This window comes from Uniformispora flossi, from assembly GCF_049534875.1.
Lineage (GTDB): Bacteria > Actinomycetota > Actinomycetes > Streptomycetales > Streptomycetaceae > Yinghuangia > Yinghuangia aomiensis.
The window spans coordinates 25,814-38,852 of the sequence record NZ_JBMULZ010000013.1; the positions used below are offsets into that span (position 1 = coordinate 25,814).

The window sequence follows — 13,039 nt, forward strand, 5'->3', positions numbered from 1 at the left end:
GGCTGTCCCGTCACCGGCGCTCCTGCTTCACCCCCAACGCCTCGGCAACGGCGATGGTGTCCCAGGAGAACGGGTGGATCTCGGTGATGAGCCCGCGTTCGACGGTGATCAGCTGGATGACCGCGGTGTCGAGGATCCGACCGGTGGCGCGGGCCTGCAGGCGGCCCCGGTTGAACACCGCGACGCTGTCTCCGTCGACCACGAATTTCTGCTCCACGAACTCCAGCGACTGCCACGCCTCACTCATCGCGGCCATGAACTCCTCGATGCCGCGCGGCCCGCGCCACGTGCCCCCGTAAGGCAACCCGGGCGTGGTACATCACCACGTCGGGATCGAGGCAAGCCGCGAGTTCGTCGAAGCTCGCTTTGCCCGGGCCTCCGGCGGCGATGTAGTCCGCTTCGGCGGCATAGAACTTCTCCAGCACGGCCAACGCGTCGCCGCGTGCGTGCCCGCCCGTGGGTGTGCCGGTCCCCGCTGCTGCGGCCGGGCTCGGGTGTGTCGGGTTTTCTCCGGTCATCAGGCCATCGTGGCGGTCCGGCACGGCGGCAATCGGACGTCACACGCGGATGTCGGCCACCTCGATGCGGCCGCTGCGGGCGCGGAGGGTTTCTGCGGTGTTCATGTGCTCGGTCGTGCACACGAAGAGACGGCCGTCGTCGGGACCGCCGACCGCGCAGGCAAGGGCCCGTCCCGCGCAGACGACGCGGTGGGTGACCACGCCGCCACCGGTCAGGCGCAGCACCTCGGGTGTCAGGCACGCGACCCAGATGCCGCCGGCCGGATCGGCGGCGATTCCGTCGGGGCGCAGCCCGTCGGGCAGCTCCGCCCAGACGCGGCGCTCGGTCAGCTCGCCGTCCGGGCCGATGGCGAAGGCGGTCAGACGGCCCGCGTATGTCTCGGCGACCACGAGGGTGCGTCCTGCGTCGACGATCACGGCCCCGTTGGGGAACATGAGCCCGTCGGCGGCAGTGGAGACGTCCCCCGCCGGACTGATCCGGAACAGCGCCGCGGGGGCGGGCGGTTCGCCGGCGTACGGGTCGAAACCGAAGTTGCCGACGTACGCAGTGCCGTCGGCGGCAACCACCATGTCGTTGCCGTCGCCACCCGCGTGCGCCGAGAAGTCGCCATGCGTGACGAGTCCCCCGGGCCCGTGGCGCAGCACGCGCCGCCCGTGCATGTCGACCACGAGCAGGCCGCCGTCGGGCAGCCGGCCCAGGCCGCTGGGCGGACCGGCGAGGGTGAGCTCGACGCGCCCGACGCCGTCTTCGCCGACCGAACGCACGGTATGCGTGTGGAAGTCGGAGAACCACAAGCGGTCATCCCACCACCGTGGCGCCTCGGGAAACGTCAGGCCGGCCAACAGTTCCCCGGCGTGCACGCTGCTTCGTGTCATGTCCCTCCCCGGCCGCGGGCATCCGCGGACTGCATCCGCCTGGTGCGGCCGAACGCAGACCGCCTGACCCGCCGCCGACGCCGCGATCACCGCGGCACAGGACGGTTTTCGCATCCCACCGCACACCTCCACGGATTTCAAGCGGCACCCGCGAGCGCGGCGACAGCCCCGAAACGCGCAGTGATCTTCTTGATCTTCACGCGTTCCCGACGACGGCGTTCCTTCAGACCGGAATTCCCAAGGCGGCGAGGAGTCCCAGGAAGCGGTCTTCCGCACACCGGTGGTGGCCCCGCATCACCGCCAGGACCTGCTCGCGGTCGCTGGTCGATTCCGCGGCGTCGGCCCAGGCGACGAGGTCGTCGGCGTGCGCCGGAAGCCGCGCATCGATCCAGGCGGACCACTCGCGTTCCCCGGCGCCCGCGTCCGGCCCACCCGGCAGCGGGGGTCCTTGGGCGGCGTAGCCGGCAGCGGCGCGCGCTTCGATCCACCCCTCGGATACGCCCGACGACGTACCGAACGCCGTCACCTGGGCTGTGTCGCTGTCGTATATGAGGGCCGGCATCGTCGGAGAGCCCGTCTCCAAGGCAAGTCCTTGCAGGAACTGCTCGCGATCGTGGGGCAGGTCACGCGCGAGATTGACCACCTGCCAGCCTTGCCCGGCACGATGCCAGGTCTCCCGGGGCGGTGGCTCGTCATCGGGCCACTCCCGCTCGTTCTGCCGCAGGGCCTCCAGGTCCAGTGCGTCGCCCGCACAGCGGACAACAACCAACCCACCCCAAAGGCCCACTGCTGTGCCCCCTCGCCCGACCGGACGCTACCCCGCGCAGAGGGTGCGCCGGATCGCGTCGACGACCCGGGTGCCCTGCTCGCGGGTCAGTTCGATCTGCTCGTTGCCGAAACTCAGCATCGTCTCGACGAGGAGGTGCTGCGGGTCGCGGTTGGCGGCCAGTGCCCGGCAGGTGCCCAAGCCGTTCACCATCAGGGACATCGCCGTGGGGCGCCCCGCCACGATGGCCGGGTCGATCGCGTCCAGCTCGGCAACGTAGGCCGCGACAGCGTCGGAGCTGGGCGCCGGTACGCCGACGACCTTCGCGGCATTCGCCACCGTGCGGGTGTCGAGCTGCGGCGAGACACCCGGGGGTGCGTGGTCCGCACCCGCGGATACCGGGCCGGCCGGCGCATCGGGAGGACCTTCCGACGGCACGGCATTTGCCGCGGACGCCGGTGCCACCGGGGCGGACTCCCCGCCGCCGCATCCCGCAACCGTCAACGCCGCGGCGACAAAAGGGCCGACGGCTGCAACGACCCGAACGCGCACTGGTGCTCCTGAAGGACATGACCGGGCGACGGCGATACGCCCCGCAACAAATCGCAGGAAACGTACCGTCGGGCACGACGGGCATATGCGTCGGGGTGCATTCACACCACCGACACGGGCCTGGCGGCGCAGGCACCGAACGGAGCCGATCCGGCGCGGCGGCCGGGCGCCGAGAGTCGGACGTTTCCCGGTCGACTGGCTGCCGCCGAAATGCCGCGTGGGTCGCGCGGGATTCGCCCCGGGATTCCGGTGCGGTGATTTCCGGTTTTGCAAACCGGCAGGGGATCCAAGATGATCATGCATCTTCGGGCGGGGCGCCTCGGCTTCGCGCCGAGGAGCGAAATCCCACGGCGCCGGGTCGCGGTCTTCCGAACGTCTCCATGCCGCTTCCCGCCGATCGCCGAGCCGAGAACGAGCCGAGAACGAGCCGAGAAGGTGAACCGTGGCAGTCAAGCGGTCCGTACCCCGCCGCCGGATAGGCACCGCCCTGATCTGTGCCGGCATCCTCGCAGCCGTCCCGTCCCTGTCGGCGTGTGCCTCGTCCGACAAGGCCGCGGACACGCCCAAGCCGCCGCCGGCTTCGGCAGCCGCCGCGGCGACCGCCGGCCCTGACCGGTGCGCGGCCGGGTATGTCGCCCTCACGTTCGACGACGGGCCGACGCCGATGACGTCCGCGTACGTCCAGGCCCTCGCCGCCGCCGGAAACACCCGCGCGACGTTCTTCCTGACCGGTGCCCATGCCGAGAAGGACCCGGGCACCGTGCGCGCCCTGGTGGAGGCCGGCCACGCGGTCGGCAACCACTCGTACTCGCATCCGTACCTCGACCAAGAGGGCGAGCCGAAAGCCTTCAACGAGCTGCTCGGCACCAATCAGATCGTCAAGTCGGCGGCCGGCTCCGCGCCGACGCTGTTCCGGCCGCCGTTCGGCCGCACCAATGCGCAGATCCGCGACGATGCCCGCCGGCTCGGAATGACCGAAGTCCTGTGGACCACCGATTCCTCCGACTACAAGGGCATCCCCGCGGACGAGATCACCCGCAACGCACTCGCCGTCCAGCCCGGCGGCGTCATCCTGTTGCACGAGGGATACCCGGCGACCGCCGCCGCGATCCCGGCGATCGTCAAGGGCCTCGCCGACCGGGGACTGTGCACCGGGAAGGTGGTGCCGTCCAGCACCACCATCGAGGCCTGGCCGGGCCAAACCCACAACGCCGTCGCCGCACCTTGGTGACGCGCACCCCGAGGCCCTCTACCACGACTCCCCACAGATCGCTAAGATCCAACCATCATGCTGTGATCTTAGCGAGAGGCGTCTTTCATGCCCGCGCTCCAGCTCCCTCCCGTTCCCCGGACACTCCCCGATGTGCTGACGCCCGACTGGCTCAGTGCAGCCCTCGCCCCGCGGTTCCCGGGCATCGAGGTGACCGCCGTGCACCCAGGCCCCGTGGTGAGCCGCGTGGCGACGAACGCCTCGTTCGCCATCGAATGCCGAGACGGCGTACCCGAGGGCCTGTCGCCGAACCTGTGGGTCAAGGGGTACTTCTCCGACACCGGATGGCCGCTCCGCCAGGCCGGACTCCACGAAGTCTCGTTCTACCGCCACCTGGCCGCGCGCTCCGGCGTGCGCACGCTGCGCAGCGTGTATGCCGACGTCGACCCCGAGACCGAGCACGGTGTGGTCATCACCGAGGATGTGCTGTGCCGGGGCGCGGAATTCCTCGACGCCAGCAGCGACTACACACCGGACCTCGCCGCCGAGAGCCTGACCCAGCTCGCCCTGCTGCACGCGTCCGCATGGGGCGCGGACTTCGTGACCGACCACGCGCCATGGCTGGCTCCGCGGCTCGACGAGTACGCGCGCCGGCGAGGAGTCCCCGAGATCCGCAGCAACTTCGAAAGTGCCATCGGCGCCGGGGTCCCCGACGAAGTACGCGATGCCGAGCGGCTGTTCTCCGCCTACCTCGACGTTCATGCGCGCACCGCGGACGCCTCGCCGGCCACGGTGATCCACGGTGACACGCACGTCGGCAACCTCTTCCTCGACGGCGACGGACTCCCCGCATTCGTGGACTGGCAGCTCGTCCAACGCGGACCCTGGTACCTGGATGTCGCCTACCACATCGCATCCGTGCTCACGGTCGAGGACCGACGGCGCACCGAAAGGGACTTGCTACGCCACTACCTCGACCAGTTGGCCGCTGCCGGCGTCCCGGCCCCGACCTGGGACGACGCCTGGCTCGGCGTGCGGGAAGGCATCATCCACGGCTTCTTCCTCTGGGGCATCACCCTCAAAGTCGACCCCGCGATCACCAGCGTCCTCCTCCAACGCCTGGGCACTGCGGCGGCCGACCACGAAGTGTTCTCCGGATAGACCCCACCCGTCCAGCTCGTTCGGCATTCGTTCGGCATGCAGCGTTCCTCGACGGGTCGGAGCGCCGGACGCGTACCCCAGACGGCCCCATAGTCACGTTACGTGATGCATCCTCACGAAGAGTGAGGTAGAGTCGTCGTTATCGGCCGGATGTCCTGAGCAGCAGCGCATCCGACCGTCACGCGCCGGTGGTGCAACCGCAAGCACACCCGTCTTCCGGGCGGGAGGTCCTGGTTCAAATCCAGGCTGGCGCTCCACGCGATGTCCCCGGCGGCCACCCTGCCGCCGGGGACATCGCCGTTCCTGGCGCGCCTCCTGCGCCCGCGTCCGCACAGCTGGGCCCACGCAGACGAACTGCTGCCCTGTGTACCGGACGCCGCGTGCTCAGGGCAGTCCCGCGATCCGGGGGCCGTGGTCAGTCCGTGTCTCCGGTCGACTGGGGCGGTGTCCGGCGGCCGGCGGCGGCGTCGGCCAGCACGTCGCGGAAGCGGGTGACCAGCGGGTTGTGGTCCGCGGCGCGCCGGACGAGGTGCAGGGTGGTGCGGGTGCCGGCCACGTCGCGTGGGACGACGCCGATGCGGCGCAGCGCCCGGTGCGACTGTGACATGACCGCCCCGCCGAAACCGGCGGCGACCAGGGCCAGGACGGTTTGCACACTGCGTCCTTCCGCGCCGATCCGTGGGACGACGCCCGCCTGGGCGCACAGGGTGAGGATCTCGTCGTGGGACTGGGGGGACACGTCCCGGGGCCACAGCACGAGCGGGATCCGGCCCAGGTCCTCCGGCGGGGCCGGGCCGGGGCGGTGGGCGAGGGGATGGCCTTCGGGCAGGAAGAAGGTCAGGGGCTCGTGCCACCACTCCTCGGCCGCCAGGCGCGCGTCGCGCAGGGGCAGTCGCTGGACCGCGATGTCGTAGCGGCCGTCCAGCACCCCCTGGGACATCTCGGCATCGCTGAAGCTCTCCTCCAGGCGCAGGGCCACGCGGGGCAGTTCGCGGCGTACGCGGCCCAGCGCCGCGCCCAGGGCGCCGTTGATGCCCGAACCGGCGAAGGCCACGGTGAGGTGCCCGCTGCGGCCTTCGGCCGCGAGCCGGATGTCTTCGATCGCGGCGTCGGCTTGCGCGAGCAGCACCGTGGCCCGGCGGACCAGTGCGGCTCCTGCGGCGGTGGGCGTGAGGTTGCGGCCGTCGCGCTCGAACAGTTCGACGTCCAGGCGCCGTTCGAGGTCCCGGAGCTGACGGCTGAGGGTGGGCTGGGTGAGGCCGAGGCGCCGTGCGGCGCCGCTCACTCCGCCCTCCTCGGCGACGGCCACGAGGTAGCCGAGGAGCCGCAAGTCAAGCATCAATGCCTCCCGAGCATGGGACAAGGATATTTCCAAGCCTAATGGGCAGTCCCGGCGCATGGCCGGGAGAACCTTGGTCCATCACCCGGACACGACTCGGAGGAACACCCCATGACCACCACCCCCACCACCGCCGTCTCCCGCGCCGACCGCTACACCTGGGGCATGGACGTCCTGCTGCAGGTCGACGGCGAGGCCGGACAGCGGATCGTCGACACGCTGGCGGACGTCTCGCCGGAGCTGGGGCACCAGGTGGTCGCCTGGGCGTTCGGCGACATGTACGCCCGCCCCGAGCTGGTGGCGCGCGAACGCCAGCTGGTGACCCTGGGCGTGCTGACGGCGCTGGGCGGCTGCGAGATCGAGCTGGACGTCCACATCAACGCCGCGTTGAACGTGGGCCTGACGCCGGTGGAGATATCGGAGGCGCTGCTGCACTCGGCGGTGTACTGCGGGATGCCGCGCGCAATCAACGCCACGCTGGTGGCGAAGAAGGTGTTCGCGGAGCGCGGTCTGCTCCCCGTCTCCAACATCGCCTGACGTCACCCGACATCGCCTGACATGTCTGGGCGAAGGCCTCGTGGGCTGTGATGTGGTGACAGCCCACGAGGCAGCCGTCGCCGTCCACGTCAGCTCCGATGGCGGCCGGGTGCCCGCGCGGTCGGCCGCGCGGGCCGGGTCGGCGCCCGCCGCGGTGCCTTGAGGGTCGGGAGCACCACCGGCCCGGCCAATGCCGCGAAGACGACGGCGCCGAGGACGAGCGCGACCGTCGCCCCCGCCGGGCCGTCGCCCAGCTCCCGGACGCAGATCGCCGCCAGTACCCACGAGCCGGCGGCGGCCATTGCCGACGCGGTCCCCAGAGCCAGGTGCGTGCGGATCACCGATGCGGAGTCCAAGTGCCCCAGGCGCCGCCGCAGCACCGCCGCCATCCAGACCAGGCCCACCACCTGGGACAGGCTGTACGCCGCCGCCATCGCGGTGACCGACCATCTCAGCGGGAGCGTCAGGTACGCGCCGACCGACAAGGCCGAACACGTCGCCGCCATGGCCACGTTCGCCCAGAAGGGCGCGCGGGCGTCCTGCACGGCGTACAGGCCGCGCTGGATCAGGTAGCCCGCCGAGTAGGCGATGAGACCGGGTGCGAAGGCGCACAGCATCAACCCCATCGCCCGCGTGTCCGCCGCATCCGTCGCGCCGTGCTGGAACACGACCGCGGTGATCTGCGGGCCGAGCGCGAGGAATACGAACGCGCAGGGCACGACCGCGGCCGCATTGAAGCGCAGGCCCCGCGCGACGTACGCCCGCACCGCCTCCAGCTCCCCGTCCGCCGCCGCCCGGCTGACCCTCGGCATGAGCATCGTCGCCAGCGACACCGTGACCACCCCGTGGGGCACGATCCACAGCAATTGGGCGTTCGCGTAAGCGGTGTATCCGACTCCGTGCCCGATGCCGTCGCGGGCCGCACGCTCGGAAACCGTCGTCGCAAGGCGGGTGGTCAGCCAGTACGCGAGCTGTGACACGCCCACCATCGCGACCGCCCACCCGGCCATCCGCAGCGGCGCGCCGAGGCCGTGGCCACGCCAGTCGAAGCGCGGGCGCAGCCGCACGCCGGCCTCGCGCACATAGGGCAGCAGTGTCGAGGCCTGCACGACGATGCCCAGCGTCGTCCCGATGCCCAGCAACCGCAGTTGGTCCGGGGTGACTTCGCCCGCCTCGTCCGCCCCGCGCGCCACCGCCAGGTACGCCGCGAACACCGCGATCACCACGATGTTGTTCAGGATCGGCGTCCACGCGGGCGGCCCGGACTTGCCGCGCGCATTGAGGACTTCGCTCAGCAACGCGAACGCACCGTAGAAGAAGATTTGCGGCAGGCAATAGCGCGCGAGTGTCACGGTGATGTTCCGCTGCGCGCCCTCGAAATGCGCATAGGCGCCCACGATCCACGGGGCACACACCACCGTGATTGCGGTCAGCACCAAAAGCAGGGTGCACACGGCCGTCACCAGGCGGTCGGTGTAAGCCGCCCCGCCATCGGGGTCCCTGCGGGCGGCGCGCACGAGTTGCGGTACCAGCACCGAATTGAGTGCGCCGCCGACGAGCAGGATATAGAGGATGTTCGGCACGGTATTGGCCACGTTGTAGCCGTCCGCGAACAAGCCCGTGCCCAGCGCCGCGACGACAATCGCGCTGCGCACGAATCCCGTCAGGCGGGACACCACCGAGCCGGTCGCGAGGCTTACGCCGCCGCCGACCAGCGACTTTCGCCCGCGCCGCGCGACACGCCGCCGGGGTTGCGGGGTTTCCGCCGTGTGTTCCAGAACGGCCGTTCCCGCGGCAGTCGGCATGGGGCTCCTTTCGCCCGTGTCGGCTTTTCCCAGGCTGTCTCCGGCCCTGTTTCCGGCCCATCCCGAATGTCGTGGGCGCACCTGTCCGCATTCTCTGACGCCATGACGCCGGCGGTTCGTTGCACATCGTCGGCGCGAAATTTCCGTCGGCGGAACGGAGCAACGCCGACGTTGCGACGCGGCGTCGGATAGGTGTCCGACCTGGCGGACGCGACGGAGGGATGGGATATGGCTACGTCGGTGCGTACGCCCACACGCACGCTCACGGTTCTGCCGATCAACCGCCCGACGCATCTCGCGTACCTGGGAACGCGGCCCGATGCGGCGTTTCTCCAGTACCCCGCGTGGGCCGACGTGAAGGCCGAATGGCGCAGTGAGAGCCTCGGCTGGTTCGACGCGCGGGGCGTTGTCGTCGGCGTGGCTTTGGTGCTCTACCGCAAAGTGCCGAGACTGCCCATGTGGTTCGCCTATCTGCCCGAAGGGCCGGTGATCGACTGGTCGGACCACGACCTGGAACGGTGGCTGGATCCGCTTCTCGCGCACCTGCGCGGGCAGGGCGTCTTCACGGCACGCATGGGTCCGGCACCCGCCCACCGCATCTGGTCCGGCTCCACCGTCAAGACGGCCGTCAAGCAGGGCCTGGTCCATCTCGACCAGGTCACTCCCGATGCCATAGACCCGGTCGGCGCCACCGTCGCCGCCCGGCTGCACAGCCTCGGCTGGCGCGCCGCGGCATCGAGCGGCGGAGACGACGCACAGCCGCGCCACGTCTTCCACCTGCCCCTGCACGGCCGCAGCCTCGACGACATCCGGTACGGCATGAACCAGGAATGGCGCCGCGCCCTCACCAAAGCCGAGCGCGAAGGCGTCGAAACGGGCATCGGCGGCCCGGCCGACCTGCCGCGGTTCTTCGACCTGCTGCGCACCACCGAGGCCCGCAACGGCTTTCGGCTCGGCCGCACACTGGACTACTACGCCCGCCAGTACCGAGTGCTCAACGCCGAGGAACCCGGCCGCATGAAGCTCTATCTCGCCCGCCACAACGGCCGCTTGCTCGCCGCACACACCATGGTCGCCACCGCGAGCAGGGTCTGGTACCAGACCGGCGCGTCGGCCGACCACGGCCGCGACGTGCGCCCGAGCCACGCGCTCCAGTGGCACATGATCCGCGACGCCCACGCGCGCGGCCTGCCCGTCTACGACATGCGCATGGTCAGCCCGGTCATCGACCCCGGCGATCCCAGGTTCGGGGTGTTGCGGTGGAAGCTCGGCGCCGGCGGCCACGTCGTGGAGCACGTCGGCGAATGGGAGTTCGGACTGAACGCGGCGCTGCACAAGGCGTTTCAGGTGTACATGGCCCGTGTCCGGTGATCCGGTGATCCGGCGGCACGGGCTCAGGCCGGGGTGGGCTCGTCCCACCGCGCTACCGTCCCGAGCACGCGATCGGGCACAAGGTCTGCAATCACCCCGGAACGCTCTGGACAGTAGCCGTTGCGCGTGAACATGCGGCGCGATCGAGGCTTCGGGCAGCCGGCCGCCGTTCGGTGCCGGAAGGATTCCGTGGGCCGACGCAGGCCGTGGTTCCGGCAGTCGGTTGTACGGAGGGGGCATGAGGTGCAGTTCTTGTTGATCGCCTTCGACGGCGTCGACGAGGGGGCGGCGGGACGGCGGCTCGCGGCTCGCGAGGCGCACATCAAGCTCGGCGATGAGATGGTCGCCTCCGGGCGCATGCTGTTCGGCACGGCGATCCTCGACGACGAGCACCGGATGATCGGATCCATGCTGGTCCTCGACTTCCCGAGCCGTGACGAGTTGGACACCTGGTACGCGGTCGAGCCGTACGTGACCGGCAACGTCTGGGAACGCGTCGACATCCGCCCCTGCGCAGTAGGCCCGTCATTTCGCGGCATGACCGCCCCAGGGAAGACGGACTGAAGCCGTCGTCCTGATCGGCCGAGGCAGGGACGTCAGGGGTGGCAGCCAGCTGGACCAACCGGTCCGAATCATCCAGGAAAGCGGCCATGGCATCGGCAAAGCCGGGATCGTAGTCCCTGCCGACGGCGATCGTGATGCAGGCGGTCTCCCGAACCACCGAGTCCGGATCTGTCATCAGCCGCAGCAGCGCCGCGCGAGCAGCGCAGGAAAAGGCCGGCCGCGAGGACCATCCGTGGTACCCCTCTGCCACCGCACGCCGTACGCGGGACTCGGGAGGCCGATGCGGGGAAGAGGGCCGCCTCCGCGCGGGGCCCGATGTGGTCTCCAATGTCATTCGATCGGAGTGCGCACCACCCTTCCGAACCGGCGCACCTGCCAACTCAGTCGAACTGCTGCGCGGCCCGCGCTTGATCCAAGTTCTCCCGGAACACTGCGATCCACGGATGACCGGCACTGAGGACTCGCTCGGCGTCGTTCACGTTCTGCTCGTAGAGCTCGATGGCGGACGTCAGGCGCCCGGCCGACTCGTACGCGCTCGCGAGGTTGTTGCGGGAGGCCAGGGTGTCCGGGTGGTCGGTGCCCAGCACCCGCACCCGGTTCGTGGCCGCGTGCGATCTCGTTCCGCCGCTTTCGGCCTGCGCCGCGCGCTGTCCGATCCGCCGTTGGGCTCATCCCTCGTTCCGGCTCGGCGGCTTGACCTTGACGTGCGCGTCAGGGTTTAGCGTCCCTTCGGCGTCGCGGCCGGAGGTGTCGTGGCGCGGCACGGCACACGCGTTCGAGGAGTCCACCGATGAGTTCGATCCTGCCCCGCACCGCCCGCGAAGTACGGCTCGTCGCCGCGCCTCAGGGTTTGCCGACCGCCGCGGACCTGCGGGTCTCCGAAGCGCCGGTGCACGCTCCGGGCCCCGGCGAAGTTCTGGTCCGGACCCGGTACTTTCTGGTGTTCCCCGGCCTGCGCACCCTCATGGGCACGGAGTCCGAGGGGTTCCCGCTGCCGCCCCTCCGGGTCGGGGACACGTTGTTCGGCCCAGCACTCGGCGAGGTCGTCGCCGCCGGTGAGGGCGCCGGGCCGAAGCCCGGCGACACCGTCGTGCACTTCGCCGGATGGCGGGAGTTCGCGCTCGTTCCCGCCGAACAGTGCTTGGTCGTGGACGACTCCCTGCCCGATCCGGTGGCGTACCTGTCCACGGGTTCGGCGGCGTACGGCGCGCTGACCCGCCTCGCTCCGGTCCGCGAGGGCGACACCGTGTTCGTGACCGGCGCGGCCGGGGCGACCGGTGTGCTGGCGGGGCAGATCGCCCGGCTGTCGGGCGCGGGTCGGCTGGTGGGGAGCACCGGTTCGGCGGCGAAGGCCGAACGGCTCCGGTCGGAGTTCGGCTTCGACGCGGTGGTGCTGCGCGGTTCCGGATCGGTCGCCGCGCAGCTCGCAGCCGCCGCGCCGGAGGGGGTCGACGTCGTCGTGGACACGGTCGGCGGCGAGCAGCTGACGGCGGCGGTCGACGCGGCGCGTCCCGGGGCGCGGTTCGCGCTGCTGGGCGCGCTGTCCGGGCAGATGTCCGCCGAGCGGCCCGGCGGGAGCTCGCCGGCGGAGCTCGACACGTTCCGGCTGATCGTCCAGGGCGTGTCGGTGCGCGGCTATCGCGGGGCCGACCACCCGGACGTGCCGGCCGAGTGGGAGGCCCGGTTCGGCGCGTGGCTGCGCGACGGTGCGATCCGGTTCCCGTACGTGTTGTCGGGTGGAATCGAAAGCGCGCCCGCCGCGTTGCAGGGACTGGTGGAGGGGCGGTACTTCGGCACGGTCGTGGTGGCGCTCTAGCGTCGACGAGACAGGACGGGCACGGATGCGGATCGGGGACGCGGCCGCTGCGGCCGGCACGACGCCGAGGGCGCTGCGGTTCTACGAGCAGCGCGGGCTGCTCCCCGAGCCGCGCCGCAGCCCGTCGGGCCAGCGCGAGTACGAGGCGGCCGACGTGGCCCGGATCCGGACCGTGCGTGATCTGCTGCGGCTCGGCCTGACGGTGGAGGATGTGCGTACCTTCGCGTCCCGCGTGGACCTGCTGGCGGGCGTCGACGCCCCGCGCTGCGCGTCGGCTCCCGACGCGAACTCCCCCGCGTCGGTCGCCGTCACCCACCGACTCGCCGCACTGGACGCGGAGATCGCCCGACTGACCCGACTCCGCGACCGCCTGGCTCAGGCCGCCGCGCGGGCCTGACGGGCGGCGCCCCCGGCCGGCCGGGGAGGCGACCGCGCAACCGGGCCGCCCTGCTGCACGGCCGCGCCATCCCGTGCTGGCCGCGCCTGGCCACGGCGGACGATGTACCCCCTGGATCAGGATTGCC

At 71.1% G+C, this 13,039-nt stretch carries 15 protein-coding genes and 1 tRNA gene; 8 read left to right on the plus strand and 8 right to left on the minus strand.

Annotated elements, in window-relative coordinates; all coding sequences use genetic code 11:
- Nucleotides 1-10: 10 nt before the first annotated feature.
- The 5 genes from ACPA54_RS25600 to ACPA54_RS25620 form a co-directional block, all read right to left on the minus strand.
- Complete coding sequence (locus tag ACPA54_RS25600; RefSeq protein ID WP_423533512.1) at nt 11-256, minus strand: nuclear transport factor 2 family protein; 246 nt, start codon at nt 254-256, stop codon at nt 11-13.
- A complete protein-coding gene (locus ACPA54_RS25605; RefSeq protein WP_423533513.1) occupies nt 240-518 on the minus strand; it encodes a hypothetical protein in 279 nt (92 codons plus the stop codon). The genes ACPA54_RS25600 and ACPA54_RS25605 overlap by 17 nt, the downstream gene beginning before the upstream one ends.
- 39 nt (nt 519-557) lie before the next feature.
- A complete protein-coding gene (locus ACPA54_RS25610) occupies nt 558-1,394 on the minus strand; it encodes an SMP-30/gluconolactonase/LRE family protein (RefSeq protein ID WP_423533515.1) in 837 nt (278 codons plus the stop codon).
- A gap of 223 nt (nt 1,395-1,617) precedes the next feature.
- Nucleotides 1,618-2,037, minus strand: coding sequence for a hypothetical protein (locus ACPA54_RS25615; protein ID WP_423533517.1), 420 nt, complete (start codon nt 2,035-2,037; stop codon nt 1,618-1,620).
- A gap of 171 nt (nt 2,038-2,208) precedes the next feature.
- A complete protein-coding gene (locus ACPA54_RS25620; protein ID WP_423533519.1) occupies nt 2,209-2,499 on the minus strand; it encodes a hypothetical protein in 291 nt (96 codons plus the stop codon).
- 655 nt (nt 2,500-3,154) lie between these two features.
- On the opposite strand from ACPA54_RS25620, the gene ACPA54_RS25625 reads away from it, so the two are divergent.
- From ACPA54_RS25625 to ACPA54_RS25635, 3 genes are all read left to right on the plus strand, one after another.
- Entirely contained in the window at nt 3,155-3,943 is a 789-nt protein-coding gene (locus tag ACPA54_RS25625) for a polysaccharide deacetylase family protein (RefSeq protein ID WP_423533521.1), read from the plus strand.
- Between the two features lie 132 nt (nt 3,944-4,075).
- Entirely contained in the window at nt 4,076-5,083 is a 1,008-nt protein-coding gene (locus ACPA54_RS25630) for an aminoglycoside phosphotransferase family protein (RefSeq protein WP_423533523.1), read from the plus strand.
- Between the two features lie 182 nt (nt 5,084-5,265).
- Nucleotides 5,266-5,340, plus strand: a tRNA-Gly gene (locus tag ACPA54_RS25635).
- 158 nt (nt 5,341-5,498) lie between these two features.
- Here ACPA54_RS25635 and ACPA54_RS25640 read toward each other — a convergent pair.
- On the minus strand, nt 5,499-6,422 hold the full coding sequence (locus tag ACPA54_RS25640; RefSeq protein ID WP_423533525.1) for a LysR family transcriptional regulator: 924 nt from the start codon (nt 6,420-6,422) through the stop codon (nt 5,499-5,501).
- Nucleotides 6,423-6,533: 111 nt separating this feature from the next.
- Between ACPA54_RS25640 and ACPA54_RS25645 the strand changes: the two genes are divergently transcribed.
- The gene (locus ACPA54_RS25645) at nt 6,534-6,959 is read left to right on the plus strand and encodes a carboxymuconolactone decarboxylase family protein (RefSeq protein ID WP_423533527.1); all 426 of its coding nucleotides are present in this window, start codon (nt 6,534-6,536) and stop codon (nt 6,957-6,959) included.
- Nucleotides 6,960-7,048: 89 nt separating this feature from the next.
- Here the strand turns inward: ACPA54_RS25645 and murJ are convergent, their stop codons facing one another.
- Entirely contained in the window at nt 7,049-8,764 is a 1,716-nt protein-coding gene (gene murJ / locus ACPA54_RS25650; protein WP_423533529.1) for a murein biosynthesis integral membrane protein MurJ, read from the minus strand.
- Between the two features lie 228 nt (nt 8,765-8,992).
- On the opposite strand from murJ, the gene ACPA54_RS25655 reads away from it, so the two are divergent.
- Together ACPA54_RS25655 and ACPA54_RS25660 are read left to right on the plus strand one after the other, a co-directional pair.
- A complete protein-coding gene (locus ACPA54_RS25655; RefSeq protein ID WP_423533531.1) occupies nt 8,993-10,135 on the plus strand; it encodes a lipid II:glycine glycyltransferase FemX in 1,143 nt (380 codons plus the stop codon).
- Nucleotides 10,136-10,378: 243 nt separating this feature from the next.
- Nucleotides 10,379-10,699 (plus strand): YciI family protein, encoded by a 321-nt coding sequence (locus ACPA54_RS25660; protein WP_423533533.1) that lies wholly within the window; start codon nt 10,379-10,381, stop codon nt 10,697-10,699.
- A gap of 380 nt (nt 10,700-11,079) precedes the next feature.
- Here the strand turns inward: ACPA54_RS25660 and ACPA54_RS25665 are convergent, their stop codons facing one another.
- The gene (locus ACPA54_RS25665) at nt 11,080-11,355 is read right to left on the minus strand and encodes a tetratricopeptide repeat protein (RefSeq protein ID WP_423533853.1); all 276 of its coding nucleotides are present in this window, start codon (nt 11,353-11,355) and stop codon (nt 11,080-11,082) included.
- A 134-nt stretch (nt 11,356-11,489) separates the two neighbouring features.
- On the opposite strand from ACPA54_RS25665, the gene ACPA54_RS25670 reads away from it, so the two are divergent.
- Complete coding sequence (locus tag ACPA54_RS25670; protein WP_423533535.1) at nt 11,490-12,515, plus strand: MDR family NADP-dependent oxidoreductase; 1,026 nt, start codon at nt 11,490-11,492, stop codon at nt 12,513-12,515.
- A 25-nt stretch (nt 12,516-12,540) separates the two neighbouring features.
- Complete coding sequence (locus tag ACPA54_RS25675) at nt 12,541-12,912, plus strand: MerR family transcriptional regulator (protein WP_423533536.1); 372 nt, start codon at nt 12,541-12,543, stop codon at nt 12,910-12,912.
- The last annotated feature ends 127 nt before the right edge of the window (nt 12,913-13,039 follow it).

Excerpts from the sequence above, each read along its gene's own strand:
- ACPA54_RS25600 (WP_423533512.1), bottom strand. The coding sequence starts at position 256 with ATGGCCGCGATGAGTGAGGCGTGGCAGTCGCTGGAGTTCGTGGAGCAG.
- ACPA54_RS25605 (WP_423533513.1), bottom strand. The coding sequence starts at position 518 with ATGACCGGAGAAAACCCGACACACCCGAGCCCGGCCGCAGCAGCGGGG.
- ACPA54_RS25610 (WP_423533515.1), bottom strand. The coding sequence starts at position 1,394 with ATGACACGAAGCAGCGTGCACGCCGGGGAACTGTTGGCCGGCCTGACG.
- ACPA54_RS25640 (WP_423533525.1), bottom strand. The coding sequence starts at position 6,422 with ATGCTTGACTTGCGGCTCCTCGGCTACCTCGTGGCCGTCGCCGAGGAG.
- ACPA54_RS25645 (WP_423533527.1), top strand. The coding sequence starts at position 6,534 with ATGACCACCACCCCCACCACCGCCGTCTCCCGCGCCGACCGCTACACC.
- murJ (WP_423533529.1), bottom strand. The coding sequence starts at position 8,764 with ATGCCGACTGCCGCGGGAACGGCCGTTCTGGAACACACGGCGGAAACC.
- ACPA54_RS25655 (WP_423533531.1), top strand. The coding sequence starts at position 8,993 with ATGGCTACGTCGGTGCGTACGCCCACACGCACGCTCACGGTTCTGCCG.
- ACPA54_RS25670 (WP_423533535.1), top strand. The coding sequence starts at position 11,490 with ATGAGTTCGATCCTGCCCCGCACCGCCCGCGAAGTACGGCTCGTCGCC.
- ACPA54_RS25675 (WP_423533536.1), top strand. The coding sequence starts at position 12,541 with ATGCGGATCGGGGACGCGGCCGCTGCGGCCGGCACGACGCCGAGGGCG.